We start from the raw sequence: 13,981 nt of genomic DNA on the forward strand, positions 1-13,981 counted from the left end.
CATGCTAAAGGTAGCCGATAGCAACGCAATGGATAAATACCATCTGGTTATATTTCATGTCTTTTTATGATGGCGCTTTTTTGTATTCATTTATTATGAATATTTCTGCTAACAAATTCTGTTATTAATATTTATTTTTTACACCTTTATGCAACATTCTTCTTATTCTGTTTTTTACTATGGCTGTTGTTTTTGTTATGACTATTTATTGCGGTGAATAGCGCTAGCACGCTAACGGATAGTCGCTGAAAATAAGGAAACATCGTGGGATATAAACTCAGTTTATTAGATCAAAGCCCCATCGCCGAAGGAATGAGTGCGGCGCAGGCGTTGGCGCAAACCGTGTCGCTGGCGAAAGTGGCGGAAGCGCTTGGCTATCATCGTTTTTGGGTTTCCGAGCATCATAATTCCGATGAATTGGCGGGATCGTCTCCCGAGGTCTTGATCACCTGGCTACTGGCGCACACCACAACGCTGCGTATTGGCTCCGGCGGCGTGATGTTGCAGCATTACAGCCCGTATAAAGTTGCGGAGAATTTCCATGTGATCAGCGCACTGGCGGGTGGGCGTGTGGATTTGGGGATCGGCAAAGCACCGGGCGGGTTGCCGCTGGCGACGCGGGCGCTACAGCAGGAAGTCGGTGAGACACAACGGGTTGCCTTTACGGAGAAGCTACATCAGCTAAACCGCTTTCTCGACAGCCATGACGAGACGGCCGAAAGCCTGAACGCGACGCCATTACCTGAACAGACGCCACAGCGCTTTCTGCTGGGTGCCAGTCAGGAGAGTGCGCGGTTAGCGGCCTCGCTGGGTTGGAATTTTGTGTTCGCTGGGTTCATTAACGCCAGTGAAAAGTTGCTGACGGAGTCTCTCCTGAGCTATCGGGAGTTGAAACCCGCCAGCGCCCAGACGCTGCTGTCACTGTCGGTGATTGCCGCCGAGCGTCATGAGGATGCGGAGACGCTGGCTAGCACGCAGCATAACTATAAAGTTTACATTGAGAACAAGCCGCCGCTGACGGTAGGCAGTCAAGAACAGGCTGATAACTTCGTTCGGCAGGCGGGCGCAACGGATTTCCGTATCGTACAGGAGCCGCGTCATGTGCTTTACGGCACGCCGGAACATATTCATCAGCGTCTGGATAGCTACCATCAGCGCTTTGGCGTGGATGAGTTCATCATCCATACGCCTGTAACGTTACCCCGCGAGCGTGAAGCGTCGATTCGGCTGCTGGCACAGCGCTGAAAACGTGTAACCCACTGATAGAAATTAAAAAAGATAGTGCTGATTGTTTGTCTTCTCTTTCCTTTTGTCAGTGGTGCACCAACAATGTTTTTTCAGACAAAACCTTACATATTCCCCCCGCTTGACTGTTCTATACTCAGTAGTAAGCAAGATAAGTTTTACTGGCAGAGAAGATGAATAGGGGGAAGAAAAATGATTGGTCTCAACCTCGTTTATCCAGTGTCATATAGCACCATGCCTGACAAACCTGATCATGTTCAGGGCATTTCCCGCTCGTCTCAGCTGTCTGGTTACCCTAATCAGGACGCGTCTACCCGAACCCGGACGACGTACGACAATAACGCATCGGTCTTTAAGCCACCCATAGCCGATGGGGTTAATCGCCCAACGGCAAATAACCAGCTTAACGTTTACGTTTAAGACGGTATCAAGCGGATAAAAATGGGCAATCACGTACTGTAAACGATCGTTTTCGGTGCGTGTGTTGCCTTTTTATTTTCATTAAAGCCTCTTCAAAAATCATCTTCTATAATAGTCATTGCGCTCGGTATGGCAGATTTAATCGCGTATTTTTACTGTTAGTCTTCCTGAGCTTCGTTGCTTTTGTGTTTCCATGAGCCATTGGTATGGCAAATATTTCTATGAGAGATAACAGATGAAGGAATTACTTAATATTGCATTAATAAGGAAATTTACTGTTATTGCACTATTTGTTTTTTCAGCATCGGCATGCTCATTGAATCAGGGTAATAGCCATTTCGAAAAAGCATTGCTCACGCCTGAACAGATCAACGAAGCAATCGTCTATCAAAAGGATGCAGATAAAAATAGCGATGTTAAACCGAAAGAGGGGGAAAAATGGTTTAACGTCACCTTAGGGCAGGAGCCCATTATCATTAGCGCCCCCCATGCTACCGAACCGTTTCGGGATGGAAAATATCGTTTCTCTGACGGAGGCGGAACGGCAGCGCTGGCAATCATGTTGGGAAAACTGACGGGTTCGACGGTCATCTATACAACAAAAGCCTCTCCTTCAGACCCCAACTACTACGATAATAATGATTATAAAGCGAGGCTAGCCGAATTAATAAAATCACAAAAGCCGAAACTCATTATTGATATCCACGGCAGCCACCCTTACCGACCCTATGATGTTGATATCGGAACCATGAAGGGAAAATCTCTGCTGGGTAAAGACGAACTGGTGACCAAACTCATCACCTCATTGCGAAATGAAGGTATTTCCAATTACTCAAACAACTATTTTGCCGCCTCCAAGAATGAAACCGTCACAAAGTTCGGCGCAGCACATGGCGTACCAACGATCCAACTTGAGGTCAACAGCGTTTGGATGGTGCCAAGTGAGGGTAATTATGAATCACATCGGTTTGCGCAATTGCTCCAGGGCATGGTTCGTTACGTCAATAGCGTAAAATGACAGTCGAACACGCACGATTGAATCACGTCGATCGGTTTATCTGTATTAGCTCAGGCCGGAGCTGGCAATGTTGCTGCGCAGAGCTAAACGTAATCTTACCGGCAGCTCTTGCCAACAGCGGACGTTGGAGGCCTAGAAACTCTTAAAAAATTAAGGGTTCGTTTTGCGGGGATACTTACACCATCAGGGCATCACTGGAGAGCGCATTGATGAGCTTTTGCGTGACTTTTTTATTTTCCACGGTACCGAATTGAGCAGCCTGCCCAAGATGAAGTACAGACAATTTGAGCGGAGTAGCTCAGCACATATACCGGGCATTATTGAAGGCACAAATGATGCAGATACGTTGTATCCTGAATTTAATGCTGAAATGGACGATTGAAATATTGCCGTTGAGATTTCGGGACGACGTGATGAGCCTGACCGGTTCAACACCGATATCAGGATCACATGACGACAGAAAAAAAGAAAACTGTTTTGACCTGAACAGAACAGCTCGCTTAAGCCCGGCCAGTGCCGGGTTGTTGATGTCTGTTGTCTGAGAGCATGTCTATACTGCATGAAATCGCATGAGTCTCATGCAGTATTTCTCACGCAAAAAACCATATGTGGTGGCTTCTGTAGCGAACTACGTTCTGCATCAAAACTATTGCATTAAGTGAAGCAGGCAGGCGAGGCTGCCCGAGCTGGAGGGGGTTATGAGTAATTTTATTCGTTGACCTTGCTACGACGCATGTACGTTGCAAAAAATCGATATATTCCTAAACAATCGATAGACACAAGTATCGACCATCAATAGTATAAACTTCATGATAAACGCATGCTTAAAAAGGAAGTTATAGGATGAGCGGTTATTCGGTGACTTATGAAGAGAGATTTCTTTTTAAAGAAATCGGTTCAATAGCTACGAAACCTGATATTGCTATTACTGAACTTGTAGCTAACTCACATGATGCTGGCGCAACGATAGTAAAAATAAATATATCTGAAACCAATCCGCAAGTCCTCACTATCGAAGATAATGGAGTAGGACTTACGAAAGAACAATTCGAAAGCAGGTGGCTTAGATTACGATACGATAGGCACAAGCATCAGGGGGCTTATGTCGAATTTCCTAGCGATGCTGATGTCCAAACTAAACGTCTTGCGTTTGGATGCAATGGTGTAGGGAGACATGCAGGACTATGTTTCGATGATAATTATATAGTTGAAACATGGAAGGACTCCATCCGAAATTATTATCATTTAGCTGTTTCCTCCGGTCAAAGTCCAATAAAAGTTGTTGAACACCGTAGCGAGAAATCAGCAGGTCATGGTTCTAAGATTACAGTAAATGTTACTCGTAACTATGTCGACTCTGAACAAATATCAGATATTATATCTGCAAGATTTCTTTTTAATCCGGAATTTCATGTTTATGTTAACGGCCGAAAAATCACCTTACTAGAGCATCCTGGGGTGGTAAAAACGGAAGAAATAAATCCAATCGGAAACATAAAAATAAAACTGACTTTAGTAGATTCTTCTGCTGCGGCTAGAACTTCAAATCAGCATGGTGTCGCTTTTTGGCTGGGTGGGAGATTGTTAGGAAAACCTTCTTGGTATATTGCTAAAAACCAAATAATAGATGGGCGAAAGTCATTTGCCAAAAGATATACTTTAATTGCTGAGTCGAATGATCTATTCAGCTATGTTGAACCTGATTGGTCCAGCTTCAAATCAGACTTTACAACTATAGACCTTATATCTAATGAGATCGGTAGGATTCTTCGCGGCTGGTATGTTGAGTTGTCTCAAATAGACATGCAACAAGCAAAATCTACGGTAATTCAAAACCATGTTGAGGATATAAAGAGTCTAAACATTCTTGCTAGAAAGGAACTGAATGATTTTCTAGACAATATTTTGGAGGAAAGTCCGGATATTAAATTGGAATATTTGGAGTTGGCCTTTAAAGCAGCTATAAATTTAGAGAAATCCAGATCTGGAATTTCACTTTTGAGAAAGTTAATTAGTATTTCGCCTGATGATGTCGAAGCGCTGAATGTTTTTCTGGATGAATGGAATGTAACAGATGCAATGACAATTCTTGCTGAAATTGACTCTCGCATAAAGTTAGTTGAGATGATTTCCAAGATTAGTGGTGACCATAGTGTGGATGAATTACATACTCTACATCCACTAATCGAGAAGGCTCGTTGGGTTTTCGGCCCAGAATTCGATAGTGCCGAATATTCAAGTAACAGAGGGCTTATCAAAACTATGGAGACCATATTTAAAAAAAGTTATAAGAAAGAATGTTTTTTAAATTCATCAAAACGTCCTGATATAGTCGTAGGTAGTAATTCATCTTTAAGCATGCTTGGGCTTGAAGAGTTTGATGGTGAAATAAAGAAGACTAAGACTGTACTTTTAATTGAGCTTAAGAAAGGTGGTTTCACTATTGGTCGTGATGAGATGAATCAGGCAAGATCCTATGTGGAAGATATTTGGCATACTGGCGTAGGATCTTCACGTCCTTTTATTAAAGCATTTGTTGTTGGTGATACTATAGATAGATTTGCCAGCAAGTATCAAGCAGTTGGAAATAATGAAAATGATAAGTTTGGCGAAGTTAAAGCTATTACTTTTGATGAAATGGTTAGGACTGCGCAGGCTAGGCTTTTTAATTTACGGGACAAAGTATCCCTTAGGTACGACAGCTTAGACAATGAAGCTACGATGAGCAACGTTATCAATATTCCTACACAAGATAAATTTAGCATTTAAATTTCACACATGAGTCAGGTAATAATAGTTATCACCTGACTCACAAATTTTATGACGTAATAGTACAATTTATTTTGTTAAGGCTGGTTGTCTTTTGGTACGCTAATTTAGTTGGGAGTAGGTTATTGTTACTTTCTTTGGTTGTAACTGGTCTGTCCATTAAGAAATGACTATGCTTATTCCACTAAAGATTCTTCCTGAATTGTCGATAATTGATCCGAAAAGCCAAATTCTTTACGGAATCATCATAATTAAGGAAAGTACATGTTGCTGAGTTTAATAAATAAAAAGTTAAAGTGTTTACTAATTATCATAATTATAATGAGTTCAGGCTGTGTAACACAATCCCCATATAATTCCTCAGACCCCGTAGATCAGGCATTAAAAGTTTGTGGCTTAGGATACTCATCGGAAGCTGCAATGCTATATCGAGGTGCTTACCAGATTACTAATAAACAAGCATCTGCTGAATTTGAAACAAAATTTAGCCAAAACCTTGAAACTCAGATGACCAGTATGTTTAAGAGCTTTAAGCCTTCGGACGGAAGTTCCATGAAGATCGTGAGCGAACAGATAAATGAAAGTCGAGATTGTGTATTAAGTCAGATAAACAGTTATAGAGAACCCTCTCGAAGTGATTTAGTTTCACAATGCATTACCGACTTTAAGAAACGTGTAGGTGATACTGGTAATGGTTATCCTTATGTCCGGGACTGGACAGTTCTTGAAAGCGATCCACGCAACTCCAAAAATAACTTAGTTGTTGGTTTTATATTTAGCCAAGGAGGACCAAACATCCCTGGGAAAATAATTTGCAAAATAAAGAATAATAAATATGACGATCTTATTTCATCCGAATAGATAATATTATTTAGATGTAGTTATGAATTAAGCAAGGGCTAACCCTCCGAAGCTCCGTTTCTCCGGGTTGGCCCTGACCTGCTCCCTATGACTCAAGATACCTTATGTAAGTATGCATTCCGAACTTCCGCTTCTCGCTCACAGCAGCCTGTCAGATTTGATGGTGTGCTGGCCGCGAAAACCATCAGTTCAAGTCTGAGCTAATGCAGTTTATCTGTAATCTGCGTGTGATCCGTTTCTGTCATCTGGATGGCGATCAAACGGGCGGGTTACCATACGGCCCGTTCTGAATAGAATCTCTGACCTGCAATTCCGACAAGAACAGATTTTCTTTCGAGAAATAGCCGCCGTCCAGCATCGCGATCAGACGGTTAATGACTTCGTTGATCATATCGCTCACAGGATCTTTGACGCTGGAGAGCGACGGCTTCAAAAACGGGGCGGTGGGAATATCGTCGAACCCGACGACAGAAACGTCATGCGGGACGGCAACGCCAGCCTCATCCAGTGCTTTTATCGCGCCAATCGCCATATCGTCATTGCTGGCGAGAACGGCGCTGAACGATACCCGGTTATCGCGCAGGGCGTTAATGGCGAGCGAACCGCTGTGCGGTGTCCATTTTCCTCTCACAATCAACTCGTCCCGTACCGCAATATTGGCCGCCGTCAGGGCATCTTTATAGCCAGAAAGGCGTTCGATAGCCGTCGGCGAATCCAGCGAACCGGTGATAAAAGCGATATCTCTATGGCCACGCCTGATCAGATGCTGCGTGGCGTTATAGCTGGAACCTTTGTGATCGCAGCAGATGCAGTGGCTCTGGTGTTTACGCAGTTTACGGTTGACCACCATGATCGGTTGCTTGTGCTTCTCGATGATGTCGTCCATTTCATCCACGTTGAGAAAACGGGGATAGATGATGATCGCATCACAGCGCAATCCCAGCAGGAATTGAATCGCGGCTCTTTCTTCATCGGCGCTGTGTTTGCCGTCGACCAGAATCAACTGACGACCGTTGTCTTCCAGTTTCTTAGCGGCCTGTGACAGCAGTTCGTTAAAATAGCTGCCGTTATAGAGCGTATTGGTCACCACCAAACCAATACAGGCTGATTTGCTGGTCGCCAGATTCCGTGCCAGTAAATTGGGCCGATACCCCGTCTCCTCAATGGCCTGATAGACCAGCGTTTTGGTTTCTTCACTGGTATAGCCTTTGCCCGATAGCACGCGCGACACCGTCGCTTTTGATACGCCTGCTTTCTTCGCCACTTCCTGCATTGTCGACATGAGACATCCTGAGACGTTGAATACTCCCATCATTTTACACACTTTATCTCCGTCATACGTCAAGTTGCCTGTGTGTTGGCCGCGAGGGGATGAGGGCGGGTGCGATCGAGAGAAGGATTCCATTTCTATGGCGATCGTGGTCACATAAGTAAAATATTAATAATTAATCTATTGAAATTACATTCACATATAAACACTATCATGTGGAACCGGTTACCCATCGGCGTTTCATCACGTTGCATGGAGCAGGGATACCGGCATGAATACTTTCATAACTGTATGAAATTGAATAATAAATGTGCGTGCATCAAGTGATATTCCCGTTTTGGACGCGTTGAACGGTGTGTTGAGTTTGGTGTAGCGTGCGCGATTACGAGAGATTGTTTATCCATGTCAAAGAATTATGCGGCTGTATCCCGTTCGATCGTCGATGCCATCGGTGGTGCTGATAACATCGCTGCCGTGACGCACTGTATGACCCGTCTGCGCTTTGTGCTGAAAGATAATGATGCAGCAAATGTGGCTGAATTGAAGGCCATAAGCGGCGTGTTGGGCGTCGTGAAAAATGATAACCAGTGTCAGGTCATCATCGGCAACACCGTTTCTCAGGCCTACGCCGAAGTGGTGAAACTGCTGCCGGAAGGCGCGGAGGCTGAAAAAGCCGTACCCGTGAACAATAAAATTACGCTGCGACGCATCGGCGCGGGCATTCTGGATGCGCTGATTGGCACGATGTCACCGCTCATTCCGGCAATTATCGGCGGCTCGATGGTGAAATTGCTCGCCATGATCCTCGATATGACCGGGTTGTTTGAGAAGGGCGCATCGACGATAACGATTCTGAACGTGATTGGCGACGGCGCGTTCTTCTTCCTGCCGATCATGGTGGCGGCGTCTGCTGCGGTAAAATTCAAAACCAACATGTCGCTGGCGATTGCTATCGCTGGGGTGCTGGTGCATCCGACGTTTATCGATCTGATGGCAAAAGCGGCGCAGGGTCAGCAGGTGGTGTTCATGGGGCTGACCGTCACGGCGGTGAAGTATACCTACACCGTCATTCCCGCGCTGTGTATGACTTGGATTCTGTCTTACATTGAAAAATGGGTAGACCGCATTACGCCAGCGGTGACCAAAAACTTCCTGAAGCCGATGTTAATCGTGCTGATTGCTTCCCCGATTGCCATCATGCTGATCGGCCCGATTGGGATCTGGATCGGTAGCGGTATTTCTGCGGTGGTGTACACCGTGCATGATTATCTGGGCTGGCTGTCCGTTGCCATCATGGGCGCGATCTGGCCGCTGCTGGTGATGACGGGTATGCACCGTGTGTTTACTCCGACTATCATTCAAACCATCGCCGAGACGGGCAAAGAAGGCATGGTGATGCCGTCTGAAATCGGTGCAAACCTGTCGCTGGGTGGATCTTCACTGGCGGTCGCCTGGCGCACCAAAAATCCGGAACTGCGCCAGACAGCGCTGGCTGCGGCGGCATCGGCCATTGTTGCTGGGATTTCTGAACCTGCGCTGTACGGTGTGGCTTTGCGTCTGAAGCGTCCGCTGATCGCCTGTTTAATCACCGGTTTTATCTGTGGTGCCGTTGCCGGTATCGGTGGTCTGGCAAGCCATTCAATGGCCTCGCCGGGGCTGTTTACCAGCGTGCAGTTCTTCGATCCGACCAATCCGATGAGCATTGCCTGGGTATTCGGCGTCATGATTCTGTCCGTCGTGATTTCCTTCTTCGTCACCTTGCTGCTGGGCTTTGAAGACATCCCGGTAGAAGAACAACCGGAAGATAAACGCGTACAGGGCGACAAGGTTTCCGCGCCGCAGCACGCAGCGAACACGAATTAAATGAAGCACTAATGAGCACGAAGGAGAAGAGCGTATGTCTGCATCAACATTTCCCAATGGGTTCTTATGGGGGGCGCGATTGCGGCCAATCAGGCAGAAGGTGCGTACCTCGAAGGCGGTAAAGGGCTGACGACGGTGGATATGATTCCCCACGGCGTGAATCGTCTGCCGGTGAAGCTGGGGCAAGAACCGCGCTTTGCGCTGCGTGAGGATGAGTTTTATCCCAGCCATCAGGCGATCGATTTCTACCATCGCTATAAGGAAGATATCGCGCTGATGGCAGAAATGGGGTTCACGGTGTTCCGTACCTCTATCGCCTGGAGCCGGCTTTACCCAAACGGGGATGAGCTGACGCCCAACGCAGACGGCATCGCCTTTTATCGCGATGTGTTTGCCGAGTGCAGGAAGTACAACATTGAGCCGCTGGTGACGCTGTGCCATTTCGATGTGCCGATGCATCTGGTCACCGAGTACGGCTCATGGCGTAACCGGAAAATGGTAGAGTTCTTCGCCCGCTATGCCCGAACCTGTTTTGAAGCCTTCGACGGGCTGGTGAAATACTGGCTAACGTTCAATGAAATCAATATCTTGCTGCATAGTCCGTTTTCTGGCGCGGGGTTGGTGTTTGCCGACGGGGAAAATCATGAGCAGGTGAAATACCAGGCTGCGCACCATGAACTGGTGGCGAGCGCGCTGGCGACGAAAATTGCGCATGAGGTTAACCCGGAAAATCAGGTCGGCTGCATGCTGGCTGGCGGCAATTTCTATCCGTGGTCGTGCAAACCGGAAGATGTCTGGGCGGCGCTAAATAAAGATCGAGAGAATCTGTTCTTTATTGATGTGCAGGCACGCGGCACCTATCCGGCGTATACCGGCCGTTTGTTTAAAGAGAAGGGCATCACGATTGCATCAGAGCCGGGCGATGATGAGATTCTCAAGAACACGGTGGATTTTGTGTCCTTCAGCTATTACGCCTCTCGCTGCGCCTCGGCGGATATGAACGAGCAGAATAGCAGCGCGGCGAACATCGTTAAATCGTTAAAGAACCCGCACATCAAGGCGAGTGAATGGGGCTGGGGAATCGATCCGCTGGGTCTGCGCATCACCATGAACATGATGTATGACCGCTACCAGAAGCCGCTGTTTTTGGTAGAAAACGGGCTGGGTGCGAAGGATGAGATTAACGCGCAGGGCGAGATTGATGATGACTATCGCATCAGCTACCTGCGCGAACACATCAGCGCGATGGCGGATGCGATTGGTGACGGTATTCCCGTCATTGGCTACACCTCATGGGGCTGCATCGATCTGGTCGCTGCTTCTACCGGTGAAATGAGCAAACGCTATGGTTTCATCTACGTCGATCGCGACGACCGGGGCGAAGGCACATTAGCCAGAAAGAAAAAGAAATCGTTCTACTGGTATAAAAAGGTCATCGCCAGCAACGGATCTGACCTGAGCTAAAGGCAATAAGGTTGTTCAGCGATTCCTACGATAGCCCCCTGACGGAGACGTTTGGGGGCTATTTTTTTCCAACAATGCGAAGCACGTGAATTGTGGTTGCTTGCTGATTTATGCATAATCGAGCGAATTAATTACGCAAAATAACGCACGATCGAGCTATAGTGAGCATTGCGATTTATCACCCTTAAAGCTTAATGACGCCGTCATACCAACGCGATAGGAAGGTAAAACACCATGAGTCAGTCGCTTCCCGATATTGCTTTTTTTCATGAACTCGCCACGTTGGCCAGTCAGGAAACGTTACCGCGTTTTCGTGCCCTTACCGCAAACCAAATTGAGACGAAGCCGAAAGAGGGCTTTCGCTTTGATCCGGTCACGGAAGCTGACCGAGAGGCTGAGCGGGTCATCCGTGAGCACATCACGCGTCATTACCCCGATCACGCGATTATGGGCGAGGAATTTGGCCTGAGCGGGGAAGGTCCGGTGCGTTGGGTCTTGGATCCGGTTGATGGAACCCGACCTTTCTTATGTGGCTTACCCGTGTGGGGAACGCTTATCGGCCTGCTGCACCATGAACGCGCCGTGATGGGGATGATGAGCCAGCCGTTCACCGGAGAGCGTTTCTGGGCCGATGGTTCACAGGCCTGGCGTAGCGACCAGCAGGGAGAAAAGCGTTTAAGCACGCGTAAAGGCGTGTCGCTCGAACAGGCGATTCTTCACACCACTGCCCCGGAAGCGCTGGCTATGCACCCCGCGGTTCGCTTCGAAGATCTAGCAGAAAGCACACTCATGACGCGCTACGGCGGCGAGTGTTACGCGATGGCGATGCTGGCGGCAGGCCAGATTGATATCTGCGTGGAATTTGCATTGCAGCCCTACGACATTGTTGCGCTGATTCCGATTATTGAGCAGGCAGGTGGCATCATTACCGATCTCAACGGGCAGCGAGCGGAAGCGGGCGGCACGGTGGTCGCGACCGGTAACCCGGATCTGCACCAACAGGTGTTAGCCATTCTGAATGGAACGCGGTCATAACCGTTTGTTTGTATCACCAGCAAAAGACAACGGCTAATAAGGAATCATGATGAAAGCGGCACACGTGGCGTTATGGACGGCCGATCTGGCCGCGCAGGCAGCATTTTGGCAGGAATTCTTCTCCGCTCAGGTAGGAGCAAAGTATGTGAGCCGGAATCGCCCCGGTTTTGACTGATTTGGAACCCTTTTCTATGCTGCACAAACTGTCCTCATTCGATCGACAACATAGCGCGATGTTGATTTGCGCCGGTGAAATCCGGTTCGGCCCTCTTTATTTTTCGCTATCCATCGACGGAAAAGAACTGGAAGGGCGCGTTTTTGGCAAAGACATGCTGTGGTCGCCGGATTCTCGTTATTTGGTCGTGCAAGAGTGGCTCTCTACGGCGGAACGCGACGGCCCGCAAACGGTTTTACTCTGTATTGATGTGCTCGAAGAACGGCAATGTCAGGTTTCTCAGGCAGCGGGGGGATTTATCGTCCCCGTACGTTTCGAGGACGATAAATTGGTCTATAAGAAACAGTATTTTGGTGCAGAAAAAAACGGTATCACGGAATACGAGATCCCGTTTACCACACTTCCGCGCTGGGGTGCGCTGTATTAGACAAAACCAAATTCTCAATGATTTTTTATGGTTTAATTGTTATGTTATAACATAACATTTTATGCATAGGGAGCTTATCGCGACGAAGGTTTAAAAGCGAAACATTTGTGGTGATGAATCATCCCGAAGCGGAAAAGTAAAAATGCAAATCATTAGAGAGTGTGAAATATGGCTGACGTTGTAGCTCGACAGAAAGCAGATGCAAGATTACCTGTGACCGTACTATCCGGCTTTCTCGGTGCGGGAAAGACCACGTTACTTAACCATATTCTGAATAACCGCGCTGGCCGACGCGTCGCGGTGATCGTCAACGATATGTCAGAAGTGAATATTGATGCTGCACTGGTGAGGGAGGGCGGCGCTGAGCTTTCACGGACGGACGAAAAGCTGGTTGAGATGAGTAACGGCTGTATCTGTTGCACGCTGCGTGAAGATCTCCTGATCGAGGTTAATCGGCTGGCGAAAGAAGGGCGTTTTGATCAGTTGGTCATTGAATCAACCGGTATCGCGGAACCGCTTCCGGTCGCAGAGACATTCACGTTTGCGGGTGACGATGGAGAAAGCCTTTCTCAAGTCGCTAGGCTGGATACGATGGTGACCGTTGTCGACGGCTATAATTTCTTAAAAGATTACACGTCGGTGGACAGTATCCATTCACGCGGAGAATCGTTAGGAGAGGGGGACGAGCGCAGCGTGGTGGATTTGTTGATCGACCAGATCGAATTCTGCGATGTAATCATCCTCAACAAGACCGACCTTATTGATGTGGCACAACAGCAGAAGCTGGTTGCGATTGTTCGTTCACTGAATCCGGGTGCAAAAATACTTCACGCACAATTTGGCGCTGTGCCGTTGAACGAGGTGCTCGACACGGGATTGTTTGATTTCGACAAAGCGGCGCAGGCGCCCGGATGGTTGAAAGAGCTACGCGGCGAGCATACGCCTGAAACGGAGGAATATGGCATCGCCAGTTTTGTTTTCCGCGCGCGTCGGCCGTTTCATCCTGCCCGCTTCGCGCAGGTCATGGAAAATTCGCTCGCTGGGGTTGTCAGATCCAAAGGCTATTTTTGGTTGGCAAGCCGCCCGGAATATGCCGGATCGTGGTCTCAGGCAGGCGGCGTGGCGCGTCAGGGGCTAGCTGGTTCATGGTGGGTCAGCGCGCCAAAAGAAAGGTGGCCGACAGATAGTGAATCGCTAGATTACATTCGTTCCATATGGGTGGATGGCGTGGGTGATGCGCGGCAGGAACTGGTGTTTATCGGTATCGATATGGATGAACACGCGCTGCGAACCCGTCTGGAGGCCGCACTGCTGACGGACAAAGAAATGGCAGAAGGTCTGGCGATGTGGCTAAATTATCCGGATCCGATAGAGCCCTGGTTTGCGTCATAACGTGTGGGGAATTTAGAAAAGGCCTGATTGCTCAGGCGGCAG

10 protein-coding genes and 2 pseudogenes are annotated in these 13,981 nt (G+C 47.7%); 11 read left to right on the forward strand and 1 reads right to left on the reverse strand.

Annotated features, from left to right (window positions below; genetic code table 11):
* The first annotated feature begins 264 nt into the window (after nucleotides 1-264).
* The 5 genes from EO763_RS10620 (at nucleotide 265) to EO763_RS10640 (ending at nucleotide 6,313) form a co-directional block, all read left to right on the forward strand.
* Entirely contained in the window at nucleotides 265-1,245 is a 981-nt protein-coding gene (locus EO763_RS10620; protein WP_161528925.1) for an LLM class flavin-dependent oxidoreductase, read from the forward strand.
* A gap of 655 nt (nucleotides 1,246-1,900) precedes the next feature.
* Nucleotides 1,901-2,683: a ketol-acid reductoisomerase gene (locus EO763_RS10625; RefSeq protein WP_161528926.1), complete on the forward strand. Its 783-nt coding sequence runs from the start codon at nucleotides 1,901-1,903 to the stop codon at nucleotides 2,681-2,683.
* Nucleotides 2,684-2,846: 163 nt separating this feature from the next.
* Nucleotides 2,847-3,065, forward strand: a complete 219-nt coding sequence (locus EO763_RS10630; RefSeq protein ID WP_052038081.1) for a hypothetical protein — start codon at nucleotides 2,847-2,849, stop codon at nucleotides 3,063-3,065.
* A 461-nt stretch (nucleotides 3,066-3,526) separates the two neighbouring features.
* Nucleotides 3,527-5,452, forward strand: a complete 1,926-nt coding sequence (locus EO763_RS10635) for an ATP-binding protein (protein ID WP_052038082.1) — start codon at nucleotides 3,527-3,529, stop codon at nucleotides 5,450-5,452.
* A gap of 264 nt (nucleotides 5,453-5,716) precedes the next feature.
* Nucleotides 5,717-6,313, forward strand: coding sequence for a hypothetical protein (locus EO763_RS10640; protein ID WP_039489381.1), 597 nt, complete (start codon nucleotides 5,717-5,719; stop codon nucleotides 6,311-6,313).
* A 256-nt stretch (nucleotides 6,314-6,569) separates the two neighbouring features.
* Here EO763_RS10640 and EO763_RS10645 read toward each other — a convergent pair whose 3' ends face one another.
* Nucleotides 6,570-7,595 (reverse strand): LacI family DNA-binding transcriptional regulator, encoded by a 1,026-nt coding sequence (locus EO763_RS10645; RefSeq protein ID WP_161528927.1) that lies wholly within the window; start codon nucleotides 7,593-7,595, stop codon nucleotides 6,570-6,572.
* A 390-nt stretch (nucleotides 7,596-7,985) separates the two neighbouring features.
* On the opposite strand from EO763_RS10645, the gene ascF reads away from it, so the two are divergent.
* From ascF to zigA, 6 genes and pseudogenes are all read left to right on the forward strand, one after another.
* The gene (ascF, locus tag EO763_RS10650; RefSeq protein ID WP_161528928.1) at nucleotides 7,986-9,446 is read left to right on the forward strand and encodes a PTS cellobiose/arbutin/salicin transporter subunit IIBC; all 1,461 of its coding nucleotides are present in this window, start codon (nucleotides 7,986-7,988) and stop codon (nucleotides 9,444-9,446) included.
* Between the two features lie 34 nt (nucleotides 9,447-9,480).
* Nucleotides 9,481-10,910: pseudogene (locus EO763_RS10655) on the forward strand (6-phospho-beta-glucosidase).
* 234 nt (nucleotides 10,911-11,144) lie between these two features.
* The gene (hisN, locus tag EO763_RS10660) at nucleotides 11,145-11,945 is read left to right on the forward strand and encodes a histidinol-phosphatase (RefSeq protein WP_161528929.1); all 801 of its coding nucleotides are present in this window, start codon (nucleotides 11,145-11,147) and stop codon (nucleotides 11,943-11,945) included.
* Nucleotides 11,946-11,994: 49 nt separating this feature from the next.
* A pseudogene (locus EO763_RS10665) lies at nucleotides 11,995-12,117 on the forward strand (glyoxalase/bleomycin resistance/extradiol dioxygenase family protein); the annotation flags it as partial.
* 19 nt (nucleotides 12,118-12,136) lie between these two features.
* On the forward strand, nucleotides 12,137-12,547 hold the full coding sequence (locus EO763_RS10670; RefSeq protein ID WP_161528930.1) for a hypothetical protein: 411 nt from the start codon (nucleotides 12,137-12,139) through the stop codon (nucleotides 12,545-12,547).
* Between the two features lie 168 nt (nucleotides 12,548-12,715).
* Nucleotides 12,716-13,939 (forward strand): zinc metallochaperone GTPase ZigA, encoded by a 1,224-nt coding sequence (zigA, locus tag EO763_RS10675; RefSeq protein ID WP_161528931.1) that lies wholly within the window; start codon nucleotides 12,716-12,718, stop codon nucleotides 13,937-13,939.
* The last annotated feature ends 42 nt before the right edge of the window (nucleotides 13,940-13,981 follow it).

Source organism: Pectobacterium odoriferum, from assembly GCF_009931295.1.
GTDB classification, from domain to species: domain Bacteria; phylum Pseudomonadota; class Gammaproteobacteria; order Enterobacterales; family Enterobacteriaceae; genus Pectobacterium; species Pectobacterium odoriferum.